The organism is Neorhizobium descurainiae, assembly GCF_051400715.1.
Lineage (GTDB): Bacteria > Pseudomonadota > Alphaproteobacteria > Rhizobiales > Rhizobiaceae > Neorhizobium.
Genome location: NZ_JBLFFK010000040.1, coordinates 1 through 23,480, shown reverse-complemented (window position 1 = coordinate 23,480; position 23,480 = coordinate 1). Strand labels below are relative to the sequence as shown.

Sequence of the window (23,480 nt, the reverse complement as noted above, 5' to 3'; positions counted from 1 at the left end):
CCGGATCGATGACCTTATGCCCTGGGCTTATGCCGAGAAGCCGATCATCAAGGCCGGGGTCTGAGAACATCGCTTACAGTGCGTTCGCGCCGCCGAAGTTTTCAAAACTCGCCCTGGCGAAAGCCTCGCCATAGACGGAATAGCGACCATCCGCCCAGCTTAACGAGCCGCCGAGGCCGATACCGCCCCAGACAGCTTTGTTTCTGCTGACAAGGCTGTAGCGTCGAGAGCGAGAGGATGAACTGCATGAGCGCCGAAAACATCAAGATCGTCCGCGACTATTTCGATGCCGTCGCCAGCGGCCAGTTAGGCAAGCTCAATGACTTGCTCAGCGACACGCTGGTATGGCATCGGCCGGGTTCCAGCGACCTTTCCGGCACCTACAATGGCCGAGACGCGGTGTTTGGGATGATCGGCAAGTTCATGGAACGCAACCAGGGCAGCTTCAAGTTCGACGGCATCGACAACATTCTCGGCAATGGCAATTATCTTGCTGTCACTCTGCATTTCTCCGGAAAGACAAACAACCAGTCCATGTCGATGGACGGGATCGATGTTCTGCGCATCCGGGATGGCAGGATCCAGGAAGTGTGGCTGTTCTCACAGGACCAGGCCGCGGAAGATGCTTTCTGGAGAGCGGATTAAGAACCCAAGCCGTCCCGTTGCAACAAGCAACTGTCGCCCCGATGCAACTTGCCGGCGCCGTTTTTACCCCGACCGGTCAGCCTCCTCACGCCTGATACGCGGATTGGCGCGATTCAGGCGTTCCGGAATGGGACATAGTCCAACCTCCCCCGCCGCGTTTCGCTTGTCGTCGTGTAAGACATCCCCAAGGCCGATGAGGCTTCGGTACGGATCGTGTTCAGTCCCATGATCAACCCACATGAAATAAAATGCTTAGATAGCAAGACGTAGGGTTGCACGTATTACGGCGACATGAGACGAACGACATGATCTTGCTTTCGCGGCACGCGGCCGAGATGATGAGCGCGACAGCACGCTTCCATAGCAACGATGCACCCAGGAGACTTCGCGGCCAGTTTCGCAATGCTGTCGGGGCGAAGTCGCCATCGCAGAAGGTATCGAAGGCTCCTACCAGTTCCCCGTCATGTCGCCGCCATCAGGATGACGATGGCCCGGAACAAGGTCCAAAGTCGGATTTGACGTTCTCGACAACAAGCCCCACTAAGGCTGCCGCCAAGGCAGCAAATCCTGCCGAGTGCAGCGTCCAAACGGCCAGCTCGTAAGAAGGTTTTTCATGTTTCAATTTTCCTTGTCTGCTGTAGCGGATTCACCATAGGTATCGATTTCGGATTGAACATCATTTGCGATCAGATGATCACCCTAAGCTTGGCACGCCGGAGCATGGCCAAAGAAGCTTTGCATCTGCCGCCACGAATGCGTCAATAATCCTCTCAATGCCCTACTGCTATGTTGGCGCTGCCGTCATTTCGCGAGTGACGTGGCCCGGTCAAGTGCCCCGCCGAAACCTCTCAGGGAAAGCGAGAACGGTGTCTCCTTTCCTCCGTCGGCTTTGGCGACGATTCGCAGGGTCGTGCCGCTGCGCAAAGCAGCCAGCAGATCGGCATCGACATCGAACGAAACGATGCAACCTGCCGGCAGACACGTCCGGAACGGCAATGCCTGACGGCGTTCGCCGTCGTCGATCTGGAGGACCGTTCCAGCGGCCAGATCGAGTCCGAACGGGAGAACCAGCGTTGCATTGTTGCCATCAGCGGCAGGTTGCACCTCAATGGCGACGATGCGCCTGCCTGATGACTGCTCCTGCTGTTCCTGGGACGTCGTGCAGATCTTGCGCGACTGGTTACCCTCGGTTGCCATGTTGCAACTCACCACCCAATCGCCATGAACCTCGCGTAATGACGTGGCTCCTCCGGGCAGTCCGGTTTCCTGCGCCGCAACAGGCAAGCCCGACAGAACTGCAGCAGCCGCAACGGCCACGAACCAGGAGAATATTGTGCGACCCATCACATTGTTTCTCCTAACATCCTTTGCATTGAACGCATCATACGATAAGCACGCTCGATTCTAAAATCTGGCTTTCAAGCCGAGCTTGCCGCTAAACGCGTGGTTATCGTTATCGAATGACCGCTGATAGTCCACGTTTCCATAAATGGAAACGCCATCGGCAATCTCCGCATCAAAGCCGGCATCGATCTTGAAGCCTGCCCCCTTCATTCCGGCCTGGAAAGGCACGTAGCCATCCTCCGAAGAGAAGCTTGCCGTCGGCTCACCAAGGAACTCGTTCGTGATGCTTCCCCGGATCCAGCTGATCGCTTGGCGCTTGTTATTCGCCTCGCCCTCCTGTGGCCCCAGACCCCAGCTTTGCGACAGCCGAATCCCGACGCGGCCGACCAGGCTCTGCACGTCGTCGAACCGGACATTTGCCCCGATGTCACGCATGCTGCCCAGATTGATCGCCTGGTAGGTGAGCTGAGCCTGCGGTTCCAGAACCATGCCGTTTTCGAGATGGAACGGATAACCTGTTTCCAGCGACGCCGCAAAGCCCAAACCATCGGTCGACACGCCCGGCAACCGACCCGAAGCGCCAATGTCATACCATGTGCCCTGGATGACCCCGTCGAAATACCAGCCGGTCGCCCCGTAATGGGTCCAGTATCCACCGAGGGTCACGCCGTTCAGGCTGAGGGAGCCCGCGTCAATACCGTCAAAATGCTCGACTTCGGCGCCGGCATGGCCATAGGCGAAGTAGATGCCGGCATTGTCAAAGCTGCCATCGGCGTTTTCCTGACGGTAGAGGTCGAGACCGGTCTGAATAGCGAAGATGTCGTAATCGTAGCTTGGGCCATCGTTACCATAGATGCCCAGCGCGCCGCCGTCGCGCGATCCGAGCGAACCGATAATGCGTCCCCAAACCAGATTGTCGGCTGCAAACCCGGCGGGACCGCGGAAGGCGCGTTGGATACCCATGCGTTCGTCAAGCGTGCCGAGCAGCGTGTTGCCGTAGTCCAGTGCCAACGATGGGATCGCGGTATAGAGAGAGGTTTCCGGCCTGTAAGCGGGGGGCGCCGGCGGTTGTGGCCCTGGAGGTGGAGGAACCTCGCCGCAACCTGGCAGGCTCGGGGCAAGATCACAATCGAGGACCGAACGAAGATACCAGTTTTCCGGCGAACTGCCGTCAATGCCACCCCGATAGAGCGAGTATTCGTAGGGACCCGCTACAGTCGGCCCGCCGAGGAAAAATGCGTCCGGCATTGTCGTTCCACCGTTCGCAGTCCCGATAAGCAGAATTCCGTTTCCAGTCGTCGGAGCGCCTTGCCCGCCAACATTGGTGACAACGACCGAGGTGTTGCCGCTCGCCGTTCCAGCGTCGATCACCAGCCTGTCGGAAATGGAAGAATCATCGCCGAGGTGAGTGTTAAGCGCAAGCGAGCCTCCATTGCCGATATAGTTGCCGGCTACGGACAGCGCGGTTCCCGGCGCTCCGCCGGTGCGGACGGTTCCCGCGTTGGTGAGACCGGCGATCGTCTGGTCGAAGCCAGCTAGATCCAGAGTCGCCCCGGGCAATACGCTGAACTGCGAGGCGCTGCTGAAGCTGTCCGTTGCGCCAGCCTGCAGGGTTCCGGCCGCAACGGAAGTCGGGCCGGTATAACTGTCGGGGCCAAGGACGACAAGGCGTCCGCCGCCGGACTTTGTCAGGCCACCCGCCCCGCCGACCGCTTCGCCAAGTGTCAGCGTTGTGTTCGGCTGTGTTTCAAACGTGCCGCCGCCGGCGCCGAGCGTGACCGTGCGACTGGTCGAGATATCGGCTGCGGTGCGCAGGGTCGCGCCATCGATCGAAATCGCGCCTGCCGCAGCACCAAGATTGGCATCGCTTGCGATCTGCAGCACGCCGTCATTGATGGCGGTGCCGCCCGCGTAGGTATTGGCGCCGGTCAGGACCAGCGTCCCGAGATCAGACTTGATGAGCGTCGCGCTGCCGGTCAGCACTGAGCCGACCGTTGCGGTCGTGCTCGCGCCGGCAGCGGTTCCATCGCCCACGCGAATGACGGATTCCGTGCCGACCAGATTTATCGCATCGCCCTGGACCACGTAACCGTCCGCGGCAAACTGCATGCCGGCGGCGTTGATCGATCCAAGCGAGGCATCGACCGTCACTGTGCCGGGGCTACCCTGGAAAATCGCGAAAGCCGCGTCGGTGAAGGGGGCATTGGGAATGCCGTTGGCGGTCGTCCAGTTGTCGTTCCCGGCCGCGTTCTGCCAAAGGCCATTACCGCCATTGACGATGCCGTCGTTTTTCGGGCCAGCCGCACCGTCCCAGAAATTCAAGGTGAGGCCCGACGTATTGATGAGATTGACCTGGTTGGCGATCGAAGTCTGGACACTGAAGCCGGCAGAAGGAATGGCGCCGATCGCAAGGCCGTTGTTGGTCAGCGTGCCTCCATAGCTGATGACCCGATAGACCCCCGGATCGAGACTTCCGGTCGGCGAAAGCGTTATATCGATGCTGCCGTCCAGCACGAGGTCACCATTCACGACGGTCAGATCATTATAGGGACCGCCAACGACATTGGCCTGGCCGAAGCTGTAGGCAAGCCGGGATCCGGACGTGAGAGCCAGATTCTGTCCGATCGTCATCACCCCCGGCGTTCCGCTCGCAGTCCCTGGCGAAAGCCTGCCGTTGTCGCCAACGGTGACGCTGCCGCCAAGCGTTCCGCCGCCGCCAAGCGTTGCACCGCCAGCCACGCTGGTGGGTCCAATGGCCGCAACCTGATTTCCCTCGACATAAAGCGAGCCGGCAGAGATGACGGTCGGACCGGCATAACTGTTGGCGCCTGTCAGGGTCAGCGTGCCGACACCGGCCTTGGTGAGACCGCCGCTGCCGCCGATGGTGCCGCCGAGTGTCAGGTCGGCCAGTATTTCGACCGTGCCGCCGTTCGTCTGCAGCGTAACCCCGCGCGCCGTCGTGATGGCATCGGTAGTCCGCAAGGTGCCTCCGTCAAAGCCGAGGCCACCGCTTGCCGTGCCGAGATTTGCGTCCGATGCGACCTGCAACACGCCGCCATTGATGACAGTGCCGCCGGTATAGGTATTGGCGCCGGTGAGGATCAGCGTCCCCAGATCCGATTTGGCGAGGGCCGTATTGCCGGTCAACACCGAATCAATCGTTGCGCTCATCCCCGCACCGGCGTTCGTACCGTCACCGACACGGATGACCGCAGTGGTGCCAACGAGATTGATCGCATCGCCCCGGACGACATAGCTGTCTACGGCAAACTGCATGCCGGAGGCGTTGACGGGTCCAAGCGAGGCATCGACCGTCACCGTGCCCGGGCTGCCCTGGAAGATCGCGAAGCCTGCATCGGTGAATGGCGCATTGGGTGTGCCACTGGCCGTCGTCCAGTTGTCGTTGCCGCTGCTGTTTTGCCACAAGCCATCGCCGCCGTTGATCACACCGTCGTTCTTCGGACCGGCGGCGCCATCCCAGAAATTGAGCGTCAGCCCCGAGGTGTTCACCAGATTGATCTGATTTGTGACCGACGTCTGAACCACAAATCCCGGTGACGGCATCATGCCGATCTCGAGGCCGTTGTTGGTCAAGCCGCCGGCATAGCTGATGACCCGGTAGACGCCGGGGTCGACGCTGCCGCCTTCCGAAACGCTGACATTGATGGTACCGTCGAGCACAAGATCGCCACCAACAACGGCGAGATCGTTCAATGGTCCGCCCACCACATTGGCCTGCCCGAAATTGTAGGCGAGCTGTGAGCCGCCTGAAAGCGCAAGGACCTGCCCAATCGTCAGCGTACCAGGCGCTGAGCCAACGCCACCCGGCGCAAGCGTTCCGGCATCGGCGACCGCAACGCTGCCGCCGATGATGCCCGTACCGCCAAGCGTGGCATTGGCAGCAACGCTCGTCAGTCCCGAAGCCGCTCTCTGATCGCCATTGACAAGCAGTGTTCCCGCAGTGAGGCGCGTCCGACCGGTATAACTGTTGGCGCCTGTGAGAATCGTCGTGCCCGTGCCTGCCTGGACCAGGGAGCCGCTACCCGAGATGGTTCCATCAAGCGTCAACCTATCGGATCTGTTGAGGACCAGCAGACTATTATCGACGATGTTGCCTGTTATGCTGCCGGTGGTACCGCCATTGCCGACCTGGAGCGTGCCGGCACTGATCGTCGTACCGCCGCTATGGCTGGCGGCACCCGTCAGGGTCAGCGTGGCGGCGCCGGTCTTTGTAAGATTACCGTTGCCGCTGATCACGCCGCTGAGTGTCAGATCAGCGATCGTCTCAAATGTACCGCCATTCGTTTGAAGCGCGACCGTACGTGCCGTGGTGATGGGGCCGGTCGTGCGCAACGCGCCTCCGTTGAAGCTGAGGTCGCCGCTCGCCGCGCCGAGGTTGGCATCCGAAGCGATTTGCACTACGCCGCCATTGATCGCCGTGCCGCCGGTATAGCTATTGGCTCCGGTCAGAATCAGTGTTCCGAGATCGCTCTTAGTGAGGATTGTGTTTCCGGTGAGCTCCGAATGGATCGTCGCCGTCATAGCCGCGCCGTCGGGCGTACCATCGCCGACACGCACCAACGAACCGGGCGAGCCGATCAGATTAATCGCGTCGCCCTGAACGACATAGCCGTCCACCGCGAACTGCAGGCCCTGAGCACTGACGGATCCGAGCGAGGCATCGACCGTGACGGTTCCGGGAGCGCCGGTGAAGATGGCAAAGGCGCCATCGGCAAAGGGCGCGTTCGGCGAGCCGCTGTCGGTTGTCCAGTTGTCGTTGCCACTGCTGTTCTGCCAGATACCGTCCCGGCCATTGATGACTCCATCATTCTTCGGCCCGGCCGCGCCATCCCAATAGTTGAGTGTCAGGCCGGTTGTATTGACGAGATTGACCTGACCCGCGACGGAGGTCTGCACGAAGTAACTCGGCGCCGGGATCTCACCCACGGTAAGGCCATTGTCCGTAAGCGTCCCCGAATAGTTGAAGACGCGGTAGATACCGGGATCGAAAGAACCGCCGCTGGGCACGGTGACGTTGATCGTGCCGTCAAGCACAAGATCGCCTCCGATCTCCGTGAGGTCATTGAGGGGACCACCCGGCACATTTGCTTGACCGAACTCGTATTGCAGGATCGAACCTGAAGAGAGGGTCAGGTCACCCGCTATCGTCAGTGTGCCGGGCGCATCGCTCGCGCCGCCGGGCGTCAGGATACCACCGTCGCCGACGGTGACGTCACCGCCTATGGTCCCGGAGCCGCCCAGTGCCGCTTTGCTGGCAACTGTCGTTGGCCCGGACGCAGCGCTCTGATCTCCGTCGACGAGCAGCGTGCCGGCTTGAACGTCGGTCGGCCCTGAATAAGCGTTGGTGCCCGAGAGAACGAGGGTGCCGTCGCCAGCCTTGGTGAGGCTGCCGGCGCCGTCGATCTCGCCGTCGTGGGTAAGCGTGGTGGCCGAGAGAGTGTCGAATATGCCTCCCTCCTGGCCCAGCACGGTCGAGCGCGCCGTCGCCATGTCGGCCGTTGTGGCGAGTGTGCCGCCGTCGATGCGCAGACCGCCAGAGGCATCGCCGAGATTGGCATCGCTCGATATCTGGAGAGTGCCGGATTCCACCGCCGTGCCGCCCGAATAGCTGTTGGCGTTGGTAATGATCAGCGTGCCCAGGCCTGCCTGTACCAGCTCGCCAGTGCCGGAAACCACGCCTTCCAGAAATTTCGTGTTGGAACGGTTGATCACCAGCTTGCCATTATTGACGACATCACCGGGTACGAGACCGGTTTCGCCGCCGTTGCCGATCTGCAGCGTGCCCTGACTGATGAGAGTGCCGCCGGTATAGGTGTTGTTCGCCTCGAAGATGGTCGTGCCGGGGCCCATCTGTTCAAAGGAGCCGGTCCCCGAAATCGTGCCGCTGAGCAGAAGGCTGTCCGACCGATTGACCGCGAGCCCGGCATTGTTCACGATATTGCCGAGGACGCTTCCGCTCGTCCCACCGTTCCCGAGTTGGAGCACACCATCGCTGATCGTCGTGCCGCCGGTATAGGTGCCGGTCCCGGTAGCGATCAGAGTGCCCGCACCTTCCTTGATCGTGGCCCCGGTCCCTGAGATCGACCCCTCGTAAAGAATGTCGTCCGAACGATTGAGGATGACGACGCCATTGTTGAGGATGTCACCGAAGATCTGCCCCGACGTGCCGCCGTCTCCGACCTGCAGTGTGCCGGCGGCCACGGTCGTTCCGCCGGTAAAGGAGTTGGCGCCCGTCAGGATCGTTTTGCCGGTGCCGAGATGCTCGAGCGAACCGGAACCGCTGATCACACCAGCGAAGGTCACCTCGTCAGACCGATTGAAGGCCAGGACGCCCTCATTGACGGCATCGCCGACGATGGCCCCGGCGGTGCCGCCATCACCGAGCTGGAGCCGGCCAGCCTCGATCGTCGTGCCGCCGGCATAGGTATTGTCGGCCTGCAGGACGAGCGTGCCCATACCCCTCTGGATCAGTTGCCCGGAACCGGAGATGACGCCCGGAGTCAGCTTCGTGTCGGACCGGTTCACGACCAGAATGCTGTTGTTCAAGATGTCGCCGACGACATGGCCCGTTGTGCCGCCGTTACCGATCTGCAGCGTACCGTCGCTGATCGTGGTGCCGCCGGTATACGTGCTGTCGTTGGTGAGGACGGTCGTGCCTGTACCGACCTGTTCCAATGTGCCGCTGCCCGAAATCACGCCGCTGATCACCAGCTCGTTGGAACGGTTGACGACCAGTGCTCCGTTGTCGATGATATCACCAATCACGCCGCCAGCAGTCCCGCCATTACCCAGCTGCAAGGTGCCCGCCCCGATGGTTGTGCCGCCTGTATAGCTGGCGTCGGCAGTCAACACCAATGAGCCGCTCCCGGCCTTGGTGAGCGCGCCGTTGCCCGTTACCGGACTGTCCAGGGTAAGCGTGGTCGTCCCGGTGGTCTCCAGTGTGCCACCAACGTCGAAGAGATTAACCTCACGCGTCATGTCGATGTCGGCGGTGGTCCGGAGGGTGCCGCCGTTCAGGACGAGATCGCCGGCGGTGCCGCCAAGATTGGCGTCGCTCGATATCTGGACGGTGCCCCCGTTCACGGTTACACCACCCGTGAACGTGTTGGTGCCGCCAAGCACCAGTGTCCCGAGATCGGTCTTGTTGATGCCCGTTCCGCCAGTCAATTCAGCATTGATTGTCGCGGTAATGGCCGCGCTGGCGCTGGTGCCGTCACCGACGCGAATGTTCGGCCGGCCGCCCACAAGCGTCAGGGCCTCGCCGTCGATCACATAGCCATCGGTCGCGAACTGCATGCCCGAAACAAGCACGGCGCCGTTGTCATGCAGGACCTCGACCGTTCCGGGAGTGCCGGTGAAGATCGCGAATTGTCCCGCACCCCAGGGCGCGTTGGTGCTGCCGCCGGCGTCGGTCCAGTTGGAGGTCGACGATGGTCCAGCCGTTCGCCAGATGCCGTCGCCGCCATCGATGAACCCGTCGTTCTTCGGGCCATCATTTCCGTCCCAGTAATTGAGCGCAAGCCCAGAGGTGTTGACGAGGTTTACCTGGCCCCGGATGGCAGTCTGGACGATGAACCCGCTCAAATCCCCAGTCTGGGTTGTGCCGTCAGGCGTGATGATGCCCACATCAAGAACATTGTCGACGAGGGCACCGTCATAGTTGATCAGACGATAGACGCCAGGCCCCAGGGTCTGTCCTACATCCAGCACGTTCACCGCGCCGTCCAGCGTCAGGTCACCGCGAACGATCGTCAGGTCATTGCCGGGGCCGCCCACGACCGTGCTCGTCAGATTGTAGAGCATGGAGGAACCGTCGGCGAGATTCAGGTCGCCATTGATTGTGAGGATACCGGGAGTGCCTGATGACGGTCCGGGCGAGAGCGTGGCGCCCGCTTCAATCGTGACGTCGCCGCCGATTATCCCGCTACCGCCGAGCCGGGTGCCGTTTTGCGCGTTCACCGCGCCAAGGGCACCGCTCTGATCCCCGTCGATATAAAGACGGCCGCCCGAGACGGTCGTATTGCCCGCATAGCTGTTATTGCCGGTGAGCACGGTCGTGCCCGTTCCGCTGTGTACCAGCGAACCCGAGCCCGAAACCAAACTGTCCAGGGTCCACTCATCCGAGCGGTTGATCGCCAAGACGCCGTTGTCGACGATCGGCCCCACGACGCTGCCGCTCGCGCCACCATTACCGAGCTGGAGCGTGCCGGCGCTGATCGTCGTGCCGCCGGTGTAGCTGTTGTCCGCTGTCAGGATCGTCGTACCGGCTCCAGCCTGCACAAGCGACCCTGTTCCGGAAACCAGGCCCTCCAGGCTAAGGACATTCGACCGATTCACGACAAGTGTTCCGTTGTCGATGATCGGCCCCACGACGCTCCCGCTCGTGCCGCCGTTACCGAGCTGCAACGTACCGTTGGCGATCGTCGTGCCGCCGGAATAGCTGGCGTCAGCGGTGAGCAGAAGCGTGCCCTCACCCCCCTTGGTGAGCGCACCCGTGCCGCCAACCGCGCCGGTCAGGGTCAGGGTGGAAAGCGAGGCGGTGTCGATCGTGCCGTTGTCGTTGTCGATGGTTGTAGCGCGGCCGGACGTGAAGGATGCCGCGGCCCGGAGCGTGCCGCCGTCCAGCGTAATGGCACTGCCTGCCGCGCCAAGATTGGCATCGCTGGTGACCTGAACCGCGCCGCCCTCGATCCTCGTGCCGCCGCTATAGCTATTGGCGCCGCTCAGGATCAACGTACCAAGGTCGGTCTTGCGCAGTTGCGTGTTGCCCGCCAGCTCCACGCTGATCGTCGCCGTCATCGCGGCCGCGCCTGCGGTTCCGTCACCGACACGAATGATCGACTCTCGGGGGATGTCGGGCGATCCTACCAACTGGAGGGGCTCCCCCTGGAGAAGGTAGCCGTTTACACCGAACTGCATGCCGGCCACTGTTATCTGGCCATCAGCATTGCTGGCGTTGACCACACCGGGAGCGCCGATGAAGATTGCGAACTCCCCATCCGCCCAGGGTGCATTCACAGCACCCGTGGGATCCGTCCAGGCCGAAGTCGCATCAGGTCCGGCGTGGAACCAGGTGCCGTTGCCCCCTTCAATGATATTGTTGTTCTTGTTGACTGCCGCGGAGCCATCCCAATAGTTGAGCGCAAGACCGGTGGTGTTGATGAGGTTCACCTGGCCGGGAACCACTGTCTGGACGCTGAACCCCGTCAGCGGCCGGGTCGAACCGCCCGGCTGGGTCTGGTAGCCGCCGATCTCGAGCCCGTTGTCGGTGAGCGTGCCATCGTAGTTGATGATGCGATAGACGCCCGGCCCCAGATTCTGCCCCTCGTCCAGCACGTTGACGACGCCATCCAAGGTCAGATTGCCGTGTACAACAGTGAGATCGTTAAGCGCGCCCCCCACTGTCGTATCCCGAAGATTATAGAAGATGTTGGAATTATTGCTGAGCCTGAGATCGCCATTGATCGTAAGCGTCGCGGGCGTGAACGGCGCATAGCCCGGCGCCAGGATGCCGCCGTCCTCAATCTCCACGTCCCCACCAATGATGCCGCTGCCGCTGAGGCGGCCGCCACTTTGTGCGGTAGTCAACCCGGTCGCTGCACTCTGGTCACCGTTTATCACCAGATAGCCGGCCGCGATGGTGGTGGAGCCGGTATAGGTATTATTGCCCGTCAGGATAGTGTTGCCGGCCGCACCGGTCGCGGTCAGCCCGCCTGAGCCGGAGATCACACCATTATAGGTCAGCGTGCCCGCCTCCGTATCGAACGTTCCCCCGCCTGATCCCAGGATCGCTCCCCGATCGATCGCGAAGGTGGTGTCGGTAAGCATGGTGCCGCCGTCAAGGGTCAAAGCACTACCGGCAGCACCCAGATTGCCATCCCGCGTCACCTGCAGGACACCGCCGGTTACCGTCGTGCCGCCCGCCTGGCTGTTCGTGCCGGTCAAGTGCAGCGTGCCGGCGCCGCTCTTTACGAGTGTGCCGGCGCCCGTAATATCGCTGTCCCAGGTCAGCGTTGTGCCGCCGAGCGTTTCGATCGTGCCGCCACCCGTGTCGATTGCGGTCGTCCGCCCCATGGACATGCTGATCGTTGTGCGCAATGTCCCGCCGCTGAACAATATGCCGCTACCGGATCCTCCCAGAGCACCGTTGCTTGCGACCTGCAGCGTGCCGGCATCGATGATCGTCGTTCCGGTATAGCTGTTGGTGCCAGTCAGAATGAGCGTGCCGGTCCCGGCCTTGGTCAGATTGCCACTGCCGGACATCACGCCGCTCTGGGTCAGCGTCGTACCTGCACCTGTACTCAGCGTGCCGCCGTTCGGGCCCAGGGTCGTTGCCCGCGCGGTCGAGATATTGGCTGTGGTCGCGAACGTGCCGCCGTTGAGGGTCAACCCGCCGGAGATAGGGCCGAGATTGGCGTTGGAGGAAATCGAGATCGTGCCTGCATTGATGGTCGTGCCGCCGGAATAGCTATTCGTGCCGGAAAGCGTCAGCGTGCCGCCGAGCGTCTTTTCCACGGCTCCCGCGCCGGAGATCGTCCCGGCATACGTTCCCGCCGTATCCTGGACGAAACGCACGAGACCGTTGTCCGTTATGGTCGGTGGCAGACTCTGCGCACGAGCCTCGAGCGTGCCGGCGGAGTTGACCGTAATGCTGCCGTTGAAATTGGCATTATTGCCGGTCAGCGCCAAGGTGCCCTGGTTGACGAACACCTGTAAGGCAGCAGCGCCGCCATTCGCACCGATCGCCCCGGTCAGCGTCCAGCGCCCCTCGCCGGTTTTGTTCAGTGTCTGGAAATTGCGGATGTCACCTGCGAGGCTGTCATTGCCCGCGCCACTCAGGCTAAGTGTATTGGTGCCACCGCCGCCATTAAAGCCGCCTGTAATGACAGAACCTGTCTCTAGTGTCAGGGTATCGTTGCCGCCGGCAAAGGACAGGCTGCCCCGGACGGTCGCGCCCGTGCGGTTGATGAAGGTGACGTCGCTTGCCCCCTGATTGCCGATAACGTTCGAATTGGCGCCAAGCTGGGTTTCGATAACCCCATAGTTGTCGATCGTATTGCCCTGTTGCCCGACGACCCGATCCTCGAACCAGAGGGCGGCGCCGCTACGAGAGGTGACGGTGCCGCGATTGATGACCGTATTGCCGGTGCCCATGACGTTGATCGGCTCGCCGCTGTTCTGGCTGCCGTTGGCTGTGACGATCGCACCGGCCCCAATCGTCAGTACCCCGTTGGAGCCGAACTCTATCGTATTGGGACCAGCGTTCCATAGGCCGGTGGCGCTGGTGGACGAGGTACCATTGTTCGTGACGCGCGCATTATCACCGATTGTGATCGTCACATTATCGCCGAGGCTTATAGCGTTTTGATTGCCGACGGTGATCTGCGCCCCCGGATTGACCATCACGGCGGCACCCGTAGCCGTATTGGGGCCGCTACCAATACGCGTGGTCTGGGATCCTCCGGTGGTGGTGCACGTCCATCCCGGCGGATTACCCGTCTGCGTACAGGCCGCCGTTGCTTCATTTGGCTCCAGCAGTTGTAACGCGCCGGCACCCACGGCGACAAGCCAACCGATCCCTGCGATTCTGGACGAGGCTTTCATCGGCACTCCATCGTCTCAACCCAAAAGGGCAGTTATCGATAGAAGTAAATCAGGAGATGATCTCAGGCAACGCTAAAATTCGAATGCCTTAAATGCGAGGGAACGTTTTCGATCATCAAGCGGCGATGGTGCAGCTTGGGAGCGGAGGTTCTTTCTTGTCCCTTCCGCAATCCAGCTGAAAAGCGCAGATCGAATCTCGACGGCGACAGCTCATCATCGCCCTGCTGTAGTGATTCCGCGTTTTGCCCGACCTCGTCAATGGCGGAGGGGTGAAGGCCGATTGATGTCCCAGGGCGGGAACTGCTCCGAAGCAATGAGCCAATATCGAAAGTCGGCGGCCTCGTTCTTGGCGTGAGCGGGAATCTTGGTCCTAAATGGGAGTGTCGGCCTGAGGTCGGCCTCCGGCTAGGTAGCGCTTACCTCGCGCAATTGAGTCCGCAACGCATCTGCAAGGGTGCGAACAATTCTCTTCCACTATCCAGAGCTCGTAGCTCGACATCAAAGGATACGCCCTCGGCCCAAATATTCGACGCATCATCGAGTAACATCTTTTCCAGATCGTCTGGCCAAGGTCCCTCCCGACATTGATGTAACACTGCCAGATGCTCCAAGGCCGTTCTGAGACTTGCCTGCAAAGCATCGCGATTGCCATGAGTTCGGTAATCTGGCCCGACCTTAGGCTGATATTGACTGTGGTTCGCTTTGAACGCAGCTGCCGCACGGTGGTCATGTCGATTTCCATATCATTCGTCGCGGAATCTGGGAAACGTTGGCTAGAAACTCGAAGATAGTAACAGGGAGAACGAGATTGGCCATCGAAGCCCCTACGATTCCAGTTGGGCGGTTCCAGTATAATCCAGCACGGCTGCGGTGACTGCTTGCGTGGCGCTATATGTCGAGCCCCGGGCGCGTCATGCAGGCCGTCAGCAGTTGACGCTGCCATCGATGGCGGAACCGATCGCGGCCCGAGCGGCCGGTCAGTTGCGCCGCATAGTCTTGATGCCTTCGAGCCAAGTCCGATTCCTCGAAGTCCTCCACCAAGCGGTGGGAGTAGGCCGTCATCTCCAGCATCCATTGACGCATGAGATGGCGCTCGAAGATTGTATTGCGGCAACTTGCCTTGCGGATAAACTCTTCCGGGCCGTGTCACCTAAGCTTTCGCTTTGACAGTGGAAACCTTCCGAGTCCTCGTCGGGCGAGGCTGGAGCGGGTTCGATATGTTTTCTTCTTGCGATACCCTCGATAATGAGGACTTGGCGCTCCTTCGCCAGGTTCTGGAAGAAGTTTGCGCCGAAAAGAAAATCGCTCTCGGCAGCCACGAGGCAGCGGCAATTGGCCGAGAGCTGGTCAACTGGTACCTCTTTGGGGTCAAGCATCCACATCAATTGAAAGCAATGCTCAAGCCGCTGGCGTGATCCTTAACGTCCCGTCCGTGCGACGCGGAACGCTGAAGTTCGTCGTCAGCTCGGGGCATATGGTTATAAGCCGCCCCTCTTGCTGCCACTGTTCCAAGGCCGGATGTGTGACCGCTTGGATCCGTTATAGCGGCAGGACGGCCAAGGATGCACTGACCAAAATTTGCTACTCACCGCTGAATTCGGCGGACCACCGCCGCCGAAATTGCCGTGGAGCACCCTCAAACCGTTCCGCAACGGCCTCGATCATATGAAGTTTCTAGTTCCAGAACTAGGCGCAAACATAGAAGCTCACAGTTCGTGAATCGTCTCTCTGCAATACCGCAGGATACCCTCGAGACACACCGTAGCTATCTCTCGATCCTGCGCGATGCAGACTTCCTTCGGCACGCCTTAAGTCAAGCCTTCTCGCTGGCCGGAATCCTCATCTTTGTCTTTGGCGCACCGGCAGTGATGACGGAGGTTCTTGGCGGAGACATCAGCCGCGTGGACCCCCGGGCACTTCGACAGCGAACCGGGAGACCGTCCCATGACCCGGCATGACATGCTTCGACCCCAAGCCGCAGGCACTCAAATTCCGGCGACGGATCCACGCGTGCCCATGGTCATCATCGACGCCGACAGGGCCACAACCAGCCGTGTGCCGGGTCGACAACACCGCGCGGAGGCGCAACGAAGCGGCCCGTCCGCATCCAACCGGGTGCCTCCCGGCGACGCGCCAGCCATCGCCGACATCAGCCGAAATCCGAAATCTCCATAGCGTCGCCCTGTGGCCCGGGTTCCTTCCTCGGGAACTTTCGTACGCCCGCCGGCGCCCGAAACTCTTCACGGGTGCGGTCTGTCCGCTCTTGGTTACCGCTTCTCGAAAGCAGACATCGGCGTGCGGTGCGTCGACCGCTCATTCGTGGCGGCAAGCGGTGACCAAATCTGCCTGTGGTTTGACGATACAGCACGTCGGCTCGCTCGGGCCCGCAACCTTCAGAATATGATAGCTCGCGGCAAGGAAGCCGTTGCTGGTTTATCAGAAGGCCCTGCAGGCGGGAGCGGCGGAATAGTCAGAGCCAGCGGCGAACCTTGGCCTTGTAGCGGCGATAGTCGTCGCCGAACTTCGCTTCGAGATAGCGTTCCTCGCGGGCGATCACCTGCGTCTGGATCGCAATCAGCACCAACGGGAGCAAGGCGAAGGCGATCGGCCCGTCGAAGCCGATCGCAAGGCCGGCATAGATAAGCGCCATGCCGAGATACATGGGATTGCGGGTCCACCGATAAGGTCCGGTCGTTGCGATGATGGTCGTTGGCTGCGACGGCGGAACGTTGGTGCCCAGCCGCCGGAACAGCCCCGCCGCCGCAAGCATCACCGCCGCGTCGGCAACGAACAGCAGCGCGCCCGTCGCGACCAGCAACCGCCAGTCGATGCCGAAAGAGCGCAGAGTGACGAACCGCTCCGCCGCCAACCCCAACAGCAGCGCTCCCAGATAGACGAAGGGCGGAGGGAAGCGCACACCCGCGCTGTCCGGTTCGACGGCCATGCTCATCCTCCAATCTATGCTGTCAAGCCAGCATCGACTGCTGGGCGGAGATACCCGCCGTTGCGCCCTGCCATGATGCCGTGGTGACCGAAGGCATTCCGGGGTTGGCGAGGTCGCCGGCGGCGTAGATGCCGGGCATGCTGGTTTCGCGGCGCTCGTCGACCTTGAGGGCGATGCCAACGGGCGTATCGACCGTGGCGAGGCCCAATGATTCATGCAGGCTTGCGGACGGCTGGTTTCGCGGATGCGCGAACAGGATGTCGACCGCGACATCGGGGGCGTTGTTGAGCTTGACGTTGGCATTATGCCCCCCCTGGCGGACGATTTCGGTGATCCGGCCGTCGACGACAGGTACGTGGCGGCCCGCCAGATCGGCCCGGGTAGCGGGCGGAATGTCGTGACCATCGGCGAAGACGGTCAACCTGTCGGTCCAATCGTGGAACAGCCTGACCTGATTCATCGACTGCGGGCCGGACCAGATAAGGCCCCAGTGCTGGCCGGCGACTTCAAAGCCGTCGCAATAGGGGCATGGCACGATGGATGTGCCCCAGCCTTCGGCGAAGCCCGGAACATCAGGCATCTGATCAACAACACCATAGCTCAGGATCAGGCGGCGTGCCCCAAGGGTTGCGCTATCGGCAGTGAGGACGGAGAAATCGTCGATGGCGCCGGAGATGCTGTCGGCCCGGACGTTGACCAGCCTGATCGTGGGATAACGCGCCAGTTGTTGCCGCGCCTCGGCCAGGATGTCCAGCGGGGGCTTGTGATCGTGGCCGAGCAGGCCATGCGAGTGGCCGGCGAAGCGGTTGCGCGGCAGGCCGGTATCGAGAACGGTAACCTTGCGGCGGGCACGGCCGAGCTGAAGGGCGGCGGCGAGGCCAGCACAGCTGCCGCCGATGATGATGACGTCATCCATGTTTTTGGGCTCCGTGTTGCGGATAGAGGCGGTTGGGTCGGGATTGGCGATGGCTTGGGCACGGGGGACGCCGATGGTGGAAAGCGCGGCCAGCTTCAGCAATGTTCGTCGTTGCATGACACCCTCGTGTTTTCGAATTCATTCTTTGGCTTGCATATTTCGGAAACTGCATGGTATCCTAATTCAGGAATAAAGATACTGTCAAGGACTGGAATTGTTGTGAGCGAAAATAGTCACAGCCGGCGCGGCCGGCCCGCCAACGAGGCGCTCGGCCAAACGATCGTCGATGCCGCAAGCGAACTCTTCATGGAGTTGGGTTTCCAAGCCACGACATTGGACATGGTCGCTAGGCGAGCGAAGATATCCAAGCTCAGCATCTATCGACATTTCGAGAACAAGGAGGCGCTGTTCAGCGCAGCGATCGCGGCTCATTGCCAGCAATTCGCACTACAGTCCCTCGTCGAAGGCGTCGGCGGTTCAGCCGAAGAGCAGCTCATGGCGGCGGGATCATCGCTCCTGCGCACGCTGTTGAGCCCGGACGTCCGCAATGTCGAGGCCATGGTCACGGCCGACAAGACAAACCAGAAGTCGTTGAGCAAGCTCTTCTACGAAGCCGGCGCCGCCCATGTCATCGCCCAGATCGAGGCCCTTTTGCGTCAGTTGCACGCGAAGGCGGTTCTGAACGTGCCCGATCCTCTCCGGTCCGCCCGCTTGTTTGCTGCGCTTTTCAAAGGATCCGATCTCCTGCTCGTCGCACGCTTCGATGAGGCGAGAGCAGAGGACGACAACGAAATCGAATCCTATTGCCGGTCAGCCGTCGCCATGTTCATCGCCGCGCACGGTGGCAACGACCACGCGGGCGGATAGCCTAGACGAGGTCGCGAAGGAGTACTTGCTTGATATTTTGGATGCTCGCATTGACATCAACGCCTTGGGCGCTGTTCCAGGACCTGTGACCGGCGGCGTAACCGCTACCACCCCATTCGAGGCCTTGGTACCGGCTTAGCAGACCGTCAGCTTTCGGGAAGCTGCAACGGTGGTCTGAATGGCGGAAATAGAGGCGCGAAGGGGACTCACGCCTCAGCGATCATTGCTATCGAAACTTTCATATCCGGAATCCGGACCGGCATCTTCGCTCCCTGTCGGGCAGGTGGGTTGTTGGGGAACCACTTAAGCCATTCTTCGTTGGCGCCCGCGAAGTCTTCCTCCTCGGCCACAATCAACGTTGCACTGACCGCTTTTTCCAAACTGCTACCCGCAGCCTCCAGAATGGCGGAGATGTTGCGAAGGCATTGTGCGACCTGAGCCTGCACCGGACCTTTCACGAGTTGCCCTGTCGACGGATCAATCGGCGCAGTTCCGGACACGAAAACCAATCCTGCCGCCTTCACGGCTTGGCTGTAGGAAGATGGCGCCGCCGGTGCGGCCTGCGTGGTGATGATCGTGCGCGACATAGGTTTATTTGGCGATCTGAGCTAAGGTCGAGTAAGTTCGGCCAACTCTGGCCAAAGTCAAGCATTGAATCCACACATCCGTATCAGTTGGCATTGCAGCACAAGGCAGGCTGCCTCAGCGACACCTTGCTTGCAACCTCGACGCAGACTCCTGCGGAGTTGGCCGCTTTGAACAGCGACGTGCGTTATCTGCGCAACGCGATCTATTCCCAGATCGGCGGCTGGGACGCGCCAGCCTGATCTGGAGGTGCTGCGCTTATGCCGTGGGGACTGTACCTCCGTCTATCGTGTATTCGGTACCGGTGATCGAAGCAGCACGATCGGAGGCGATGAATGCGATCAGGTTCGCGACCTCTTCCGGTTTGGCCGGACGACCGAGTGGTATGCCGCCTAGCCCATCCATGATGATCTTCTTGCCGCCTTCCAGATCAGTACCGGCTTGCTTCGCCAAGCGCTCGGCCAAACGGACTGAGGCCTCCGTTGCGATCCACCCAGGCGACACCCGCACGACCCGGATACCTTTGGGCGAAACTTCCTTCGATATCGACTTGCTGTAAGTCGAAAGCGCTGCTTTTGCCGCTGCATACGCGGTCGTCGATTCCGGAAGCGGCATGACCCCCTGGATGGATGTCACGTGCACGACCACCCCGCATCCTCGGGCAACCATGTCCGGGACAAGGAGCCGATCAAGTCGAACAGCCGGAAACAAATTGAGTGACAGCTCCTTGTCCCATTCGTCTTCGGATAGTGCCGCAAAGCCACCCCCGGCTGCTGAAGAGCCTCCAAGCATATGGACAACGATATCGACGTCACCCAGGCGCTGACGCGCGGCGTCAGCAACAATTGCACATCCTTCTTCGGTGGTCAGGTCAGCTTCTACGAACAACTCTTCCGGGAGGCTTTCTGGACGCGCACGCGCCGTCGTCAGCACCTGTGCACCGAGTTCGCGAAACAGGTTGACCGTCGCAGCGCCGGCGCCTTTCGTTCCAGCGGTGATGAGAGCGCGTTTACCTCTAAGATTGAGAAAATCGATCATCACTTGATCTCCAATCTGGCGATTTTGTCGTTTTTGGTGGTGAAGGCGAAGGTGAGCGTCACCGGACTGCCGGGGAACTGACCGCTTACATTCGCGCGGATGAGCGCTTTGTCGCCGTCGCGTGTGGCTTCGACAGGGTCAGCGACGTAGGTGGTCGCTGTTTTTACAGCCGCCCACCATTGGCGAATTGCGGCAATGCCTCGGTGGCGAGCGCCTTCCTCTTCGACAACTGCGTCATCCAAAAAAGTCTCTGAAAACGCTTCCACATCATTGCGGCGGTCGGCGTCAAAGTACGCGGTGACTGTTGAGGGCATATCCATTGTGTTTCTCCACATGATCTGACCAGAAACTTACCCCTCGACCATTGCGCAGATAAGTGGGATAAACTGGCATGCGATAGTGAAAAAATCGGGACAATGGAACAACCTAATCTCAAAGAGCTGGAAGCGATCATCGCGATTGCACGGCGCGGCACATTCCGCGCAGCGGCCATCGATCTCGGCATGTCCACGACAGCGCTGAGCCACACAGTAGGCAGACTTGAAGCGGGACTCGGCGTCCGATTGTTCAACCGAACCACGCGCAGCGTCTCGCTGACGGATGCCGGCAGGCTCTTTATGCAACAGGTCGCGCCTTCCCTTCAGGACCTCCGTACCGCTCTGGAGACCGTGCGCTCGCAACGCAAAACACCTTCCGGAACGATACGTATCAACGCAGCACCCTTTGCCGCGCGCGCCATCATCTCACCGCTCGTACTTGAGTTCCTGCGCCGCTATCCAGACATGCACGTTGATATCGTCACCGAGGGAAAATTGGTGGATGTCGTCGGCGACGGATTCGATCTAGGCGTCAGGGTTGCGGGCCTTGTACCCACCGACATGATTGCCGTTTCGCTCGGCCGGCCACAGCGACATGCGGTGGTCGGCTCTCCCGAGTATTTCGAGAGGTATGGGAAGCCACTGGCTCCCCCCGACCTTTTCAATCACAAATGCATCCGCGTTCGTCTTCCCGACGGATCACTGTTTCGGTGGCGCTTCGAAAAGGACGGGGAACAGGTGCAAATTGATGTGCGCGGCCCGATAACGTTGGATGAAGCGAGCCTTACGAGAACCGCCGTTCTCGATAGCGCCGGCGTAGGATACATTTTCGAACAAGACATTCTCCCGGACATCGACGCGGGGCGCGTTATCCGTATTCTGGAAGACTGGACACCGCCCTATCCGGGGCTTTGCCTCTACTATCCTGGGCGGCGCAATCTATCGGCTGGGGTCAGGGCTTTCTTGGAACTAGCTCGTGAACTCTCGCGACGAGCGACCGGGTGACCCGTGCATGGAGCGCCCCACGGCCCCAACTGCGTCGCCTTGAAGGTAGTAGTACTTCCGACCCAGCGACTAACGCACAAGGATTGGTAACTTTGATAGCAATGGCAGGTGTTCGGCGACAGTCATTTCGACGATATCTGACACCTCGGCGACTTTCGCGAGAAGACTAACGACGGCAACAAGTGTGAGCCTGCCCGTCGACGATGCTCTCAACTGCTCAGATAGGCCTTCGGGGTTGCTGTCTTCGCACGGCGCACGCGCCTCCTATTGCGCGTTCCGGACGATCATTACGAAAGCAGACTGACTGCTTCCCAGAACCCAAGGGGGTGGTGTGAACGACCGGATTTGGAGGCGCAAAGCTGAAGTCACTTCCAAAGTTGGCTCGAAGCGAACGTTTCACGACAAGTGGGCGGGTTCGTCGAGAACAGAGGCGCTAACATGATCGCACTCGGTGTTCAGTGACTTTTTCGACGTTGAACGGCTTCAATTTTAAGTCGGTCTGTCATCGCGCGCGTTTTGCTGTACCCGACCTGCTCAGATCGGGTACAGCGTTCCGACGTTAGCTTAGACCTGCCGCAAGCCGCCGTCGACGCACAGTTCGGCCCCAGCGATATAGCTCGCGTCATCGCTCAACAAGAACAAGGCGGCCGCAGCCACTTCTGAAGGCCGCGCCATTCGCCCCATCGGGATCGGAGCGACAAGTACCGCACGAGTGTCTTCCGGAACCGCAGCCATCATTTCAGTATCCGTCGGACCTGGCGCAACAACGTTGACGCGTATGCCTTTAGGCGCGAGTTCTGCCGTCCAGGTTCGGGCATAAGAACGGACGGCTGCTTTCGTGGCCGCATAAGTTCCGTAAGAAGAGTAGCCCGCGATATCGGCAATGGACCCGACCAGGACGACCGACCCACCTCCTGTCATCACGGGGAGAGCCGCCTGCAGGCCGAAAACCATCCCGCGGACATTGACGCCGAAGTGGCGGTCGAAATGGTCCGGCGTTATTTCGGCAATCTGCGCAGGCTCGGAGAGACCTGCATTCAATACGAGCGCGTCGATACGGCCGGATGCTTTCCGAACATTTTCGACAGCCTCCACCATATCTTCGGGGACACTGGCATCGGCGGCAATGCCGACCGCGTCATTGCCGATACCCTTGGCCGCCTTCTCGGCATCTTCACTTCTACGACTGGTAATGAAGACCTTCGCCCCTTCGGCAGAAAGCCGCTCTGCGATTGCCAAGCCTATACCCTTGGCGCCGCCGACGACCAGGGCAACCTTGTTACTCATTCGAGCCATCGTAAATCCTTTCAATTGATGGTCTCGTCATGATATACGTCATATATCTGATATCAATTACGCACCTGAAGTAGCCTAGATATGGACGAGTATACTGACCTGGAAGCACTGTCTCATCGCGCGCTTTGCGACATGGCGCAGGTTCGCCCAGTGCTCGACAAGATCGCTGACAAATGGACGATCCTGATACTGACAGTGATCTGCCCCAAACCCTCGCGCTTCAACGAGATCAAGCGGCGTCTCGATGGAATCACGCACAAGGCTCTGGCAGACGCTTTGAAGAGGCTTGAGCGGAACGGCCTTGTGACGAGAACCGTACTCCCAACGCAACCGATTGGCGTGGAATATGCAATTACTCCACTAGGCCATTCACTGCGGGAGCCGTTTGAAGCACTGTGTTCATGGGCCGCGGCCAACGGCGACAAGGTCGAGGCGGCCACGCTTCGCTACGACAACAGGGGAAATCGTCGCTGACAATGTCGCTATGACCGCTTCTCTAATCGGGCATTGGCGTCAAGCTCTTTCTGATTGGGTCGTTGGCCTGATCGTTCACGCGGGTCACGCTTCTCTTCGCAGTCTGTTGGCTCCTCGCGTTTGGAGCCATCGCCGCTAACTTAAACGAAACGGCTTCCGCAAATCCGGTGCGGTTCACATCGTTCTACGAGCCCCCTGCCCCTGGTATCCGCCTTTGTAGCCGCAGCAGTTCCCGCCAGACGTCAAGTCCGGTGCTACGCGCCTTTGGCTTGCAGTGACTGCAGGTGTTCAGCACAAACCGCCTTGACCTGGTCCAGCAGGACGGTCGTTCGCTCTCCCAGCCAGGTAAGCGCCTCCGCGCTGATCTCGTAATGTTTGGAATAGCGGGCCTTCACATAGGCTTCGTTGAGCGTGTTGAACCAGG

At 60.6% G+C, this 23,480-nt stretch carries 13 protein-coding genes and 4 pseudogenes; 7 read left to right on the top strand and 10 right to left on the bottom strand.

Going from position 1 to position 23,480, the window contains the following annotated elements:
- Positions 1 to 246: 246 nt before the first annotated feature.
- Positions 247 to 645, top strand: a complete 399-nt coding sequence (locus tag ACMGE0_RS32455; protein ID WP_436819982.1) for a nuclear transport factor 2 family protein — start codon at positions 247 to 249, stop codon at positions 643 to 645.
- A gap of 284 nt (positions 646 to 929) precedes the next feature.
- Here the strand turns inward: ACMGE0_RS32455 and ACMGE0_RS32450 are convergent.
- The 3 genes and pseudogenes from ACMGE0_RS32450 to ACMGE0_RS32440 all read right to left on the bottom strand — a co-directional run.
- A pseudogene (locus ACMGE0_RS32450) lies at positions 930 to 1,079 on the bottom strand (IS110 family transposase); the annotation flags it as partial.
- A gap of 367 nt (positions 1,080 to 1,446) precedes the next feature.
- The gene (locus ACMGE0_RS32445; protein ID WP_436819981.1) at positions 1,447 to 1,989 is read right to left on the bottom strand and encodes an invasion associated locus B family protein; all 543 of its coding nucleotides are present in this window, start codon (positions 1,987 to 1,989) and stop codon (positions 1,447 to 1,449) included.
- Between the two features lie 60 nt (positions 1,990 to 2,049).
- The gene (locus ACMGE0_RS32440) at positions 2,050 to 13,614 is read right to left on the bottom strand and encodes an autotransporter-associated beta strand repeat-containing protein (protein ID WP_436819980.1); all 11,565 of its coding nucleotides are present in this window, start codon (positions 13,612 to 13,614) and stop codon (positions 2,050 to 2,052) included.
- A gap of 1,163 nt (positions 13,615 to 14,777) precedes the next feature.
- Here ACMGE0_RS32440 and ACMGE0_RS32435 point away from each other — a divergent pair.
- Positions 14,778 to 15,029 (top strand): hypothetical protein, encoded by a 252-nt coding sequence (locus ACMGE0_RS32435; RefSeq protein ID WP_436819979.1) that lies wholly within the window; start codon positions 14,778 to 14,780, stop codon positions 15,027 to 15,029.
- Between the two features lie 327 nt (positions 15,030 to 15,356).
- A pseudogene (locus ACMGE0_RS32430) lies at positions 15,357 to 15,500 on the top strand (MFS transporter); the annotation flags it as partial.
- Between the two features lie 584 nt (positions 15,501 to 16,084).
- On the opposite strand, the gene ACMGE0_RS32425 reads toward ACMGE0_RS32430, so the two are convergent.
- Together ACMGE0_RS32425 and ACMGE0_RS32420 are read right to left on the bottom strand one after the other, a co-directional pair.
- The gene (locus ACMGE0_RS32425) at positions 16,085 to 16,558 is read right to left on the bottom strand and encodes a methyltransferase family protein (protein WP_436819978.1); all 474 of its coding nucleotides are present in this window, start codon (positions 16,556 to 16,558) and stop codon (positions 16,085 to 16,087) included.
- 22 nt (positions 16,559 to 16,580) lie between these two features.
- The gene (locus ACMGE0_RS32420) at positions 16,581 to 17,474 is read right to left on the bottom strand and encodes an NAD(P)/FAD-dependent oxidoreductase (RefSeq protein ID WP_436819984.1); all 894 of its coding nucleotides are present in this window, start codon (positions 17,472 to 17,474) and stop codon (positions 16,581 to 16,583) included.
- A 219-nt stretch (positions 17,475 to 17,693) separates the two neighbouring features.
- On the opposite strand from ACMGE0_RS32420, the gene ACMGE0_RS32415 reads away from it, so the two are divergent.
- Entirely contained in the window at positions 17,694 to 18,341 is a 648-nt protein-coding gene (locus ACMGE0_RS32415) for a TetR/AcrR family transcriptional regulator (protein WP_436819977.1), read from the top strand.
- A gap of 206 nt (positions 18,342 to 18,547) precedes the next feature.
- Here ACMGE0_RS32415 and ACMGE0_RS32410 read toward each other — a convergent pair whose 3' ends face one another.
- Complete coding sequence (locus tag ACMGE0_RS32410) at positions 18,548 to 18,928, bottom strand: RidA family protein (protein WP_112740862.1); 381 nt, start codon at positions 18,926 to 18,928, stop codon at positions 18,548 to 18,550.
- Between the two features lie 90 nt (positions 18,929 to 19,018).
- On the opposite strand from ACMGE0_RS32410, the pseudogene ACMGE0_RS32405 reads away from it, so the two are divergent.
- Positions 19,019 to 19,168, top strand: a pseudogene (locus ACMGE0_RS32405) (MarR family transcriptional regulator); the annotation flags it as partial.
- Positions 19,169 to 19,184: 16 nt separating this feature from the next.
- Here ACMGE0_RS32405 and ACMGE0_RS32400 read toward each other — a convergent pair.
- Positions 19,185 to 19,964: an SDR family oxidoreductase gene (locus tag ACMGE0_RS32400; protein ID WP_436819976.1), complete on the bottom strand. Its 780-nt coding sequence runs from the start codon at positions 19,962 to 19,964 to the stop codon at positions 19,185 to 19,187.
- Positions 19,964 to 20,284, bottom strand: a complete 321-nt coding sequence (locus ACMGE0_RS32395; RefSeq protein ID WP_436819975.1) for a nuclear transport factor 2 family protein — start codon at positions 20,282 to 20,284, stop codon at positions 19,964 to 19,966. Before ACMGE0_RS32395 ends, ACMGE0_RS32400 begins: the two co-directional genes overlap by 1 nt.
- 96 nt (positions 20,285 to 20,380) lie before the next feature.
- Between ACMGE0_RS32395 and ACMGE0_RS32390 the strand changes: the two genes are divergently transcribed.
- A complete protein-coding gene (locus tag ACMGE0_RS32390) occupies positions 20,381 to 21,286 on the top strand; it encodes a LysR family transcriptional regulator (protein WP_436819974.1) in 906 nt (301 codons plus the stop codon).
- 564 nt (positions 21,287 to 21,850) lie between these two features.
- On the opposite strand, the gene ACMGE0_RS32385 is transcribed toward ACMGE0_RS32390, so the two are convergent.
- Positions 21,851 to 22,582 (bottom strand): SDR family NAD(P)-dependent oxidoreductase, encoded by a 732-nt coding sequence (locus ACMGE0_RS32385; RefSeq protein ID WP_436819983.1) that lies wholly within the window; start codon positions 22,580 to 22,582, stop codon positions 21,851 to 21,853.
- Positions 22,583 to 22,663: 81 nt separating this feature from the next.
- Between ACMGE0_RS32385 and ACMGE0_RS32380 the strand changes: the two genes are divergently transcribed.
- Positions 22,664 to 23,056: a winged helix-turn-helix transcriptional regulator gene (locus tag ACMGE0_RS32380; RefSeq protein WP_436819973.1), complete on the top strand. Its 393-nt coding sequence runs from the start codon at positions 22,664 to 22,666 to the stop codon at positions 23,054 to 23,056.
- A gap of 254 nt (positions 23,057 to 23,310) precedes the next feature.
- On the opposite strand, the pseudogene ACMGE0_RS32375 reads toward ACMGE0_RS32380, so the two are convergent.
- Positions 23,311 to 23,480 (bottom strand): annotated as a pseudogene (locus tag ACMGE0_RS32375) (nucleotidyltransferase); the annotation flags it as partial.

Excerpts from the sequence above, each read along its gene's own strand:
- ACMGE0_RS32380 (WP_436819973.1), top strand. The coding sequence starts at position 22,664 with ATGGACGAGTATACTGACCTGGAAGCACTGTCTCATCGCGCGCTTTGC.
- ACMGE0_RS32390 (WP_436819974.1), top strand. The coding sequence starts at position 20,381 with ATGGAACAACCTAATCTCAAAGAGCTGGAAGCGATCATCGCGATTGCA.
- ACMGE0_RS32400 (WP_436819976.1), bottom strand. The coding sequence starts at position 19,964 with ATGATCGATTTTCTCAATCTTAGAGGTAAACGCGCTCTCATCACCGCT.
- ACMGE0_RS32440 (WP_436819980.1), bottom strand. The coding sequence starts at position 13,614 with ATGAAAGCCTCGTCCAGAATCGCAGGGATCGGTTGGCTTGTCGCCGTG.
- ACMGE0_RS32445 (WP_436819981.1), bottom strand. The coding sequence starts at position 1,989 with ATGGGTCGCACAATATTCTCCTGGTTCGTGGCCGTTGCGGCTGCTGCA.
- ACMGE0_RS32420 (WP_436819984.1), bottom strand. The coding sequence starts at position 17,474 with ATGGATGACGTCATCATCATCGGCGGCAGCTGTGCTGGCCTCGCCGCC.
- ACMGE0_RS32425 (WP_436819978.1), bottom strand. The coding sequence starts at position 16,558 with ATGGCCGTCGAACCGGACAGCGCGGGTGTGCGCTTCCCTCCGCCCTTC.
- ACMGE0_RS32455 (WP_436819982.1), top strand. The coding sequence starts at position 247 with ATGAGCGCCGAAAACATCAAGATCGTCCGCGACTATTTCGATGCCGTC.
- ACMGE0_RS32385 (WP_436819983.1), bottom strand. The coding sequence starts at position 22,582 with ATGGCTCGAATGAGTAACAAGGTTGCCCTGGTCGTCGGCGGCGCCAAG.
- ACMGE0_RS32410 (WP_112740862.1), bottom strand. The coding sequence starts at position 18,928 with ATGTCGCGCACGATCATCACCACGCAGGCCGCACCGGCGGCGCCATCT.
- ACMGE0_RS32395 (WP_436819975.1), bottom strand. The coding sequence starts at position 20,284 with ATGGATATGCCCTCAACAGTCACCGCGTACTTTGACGCCGACCGCCGC.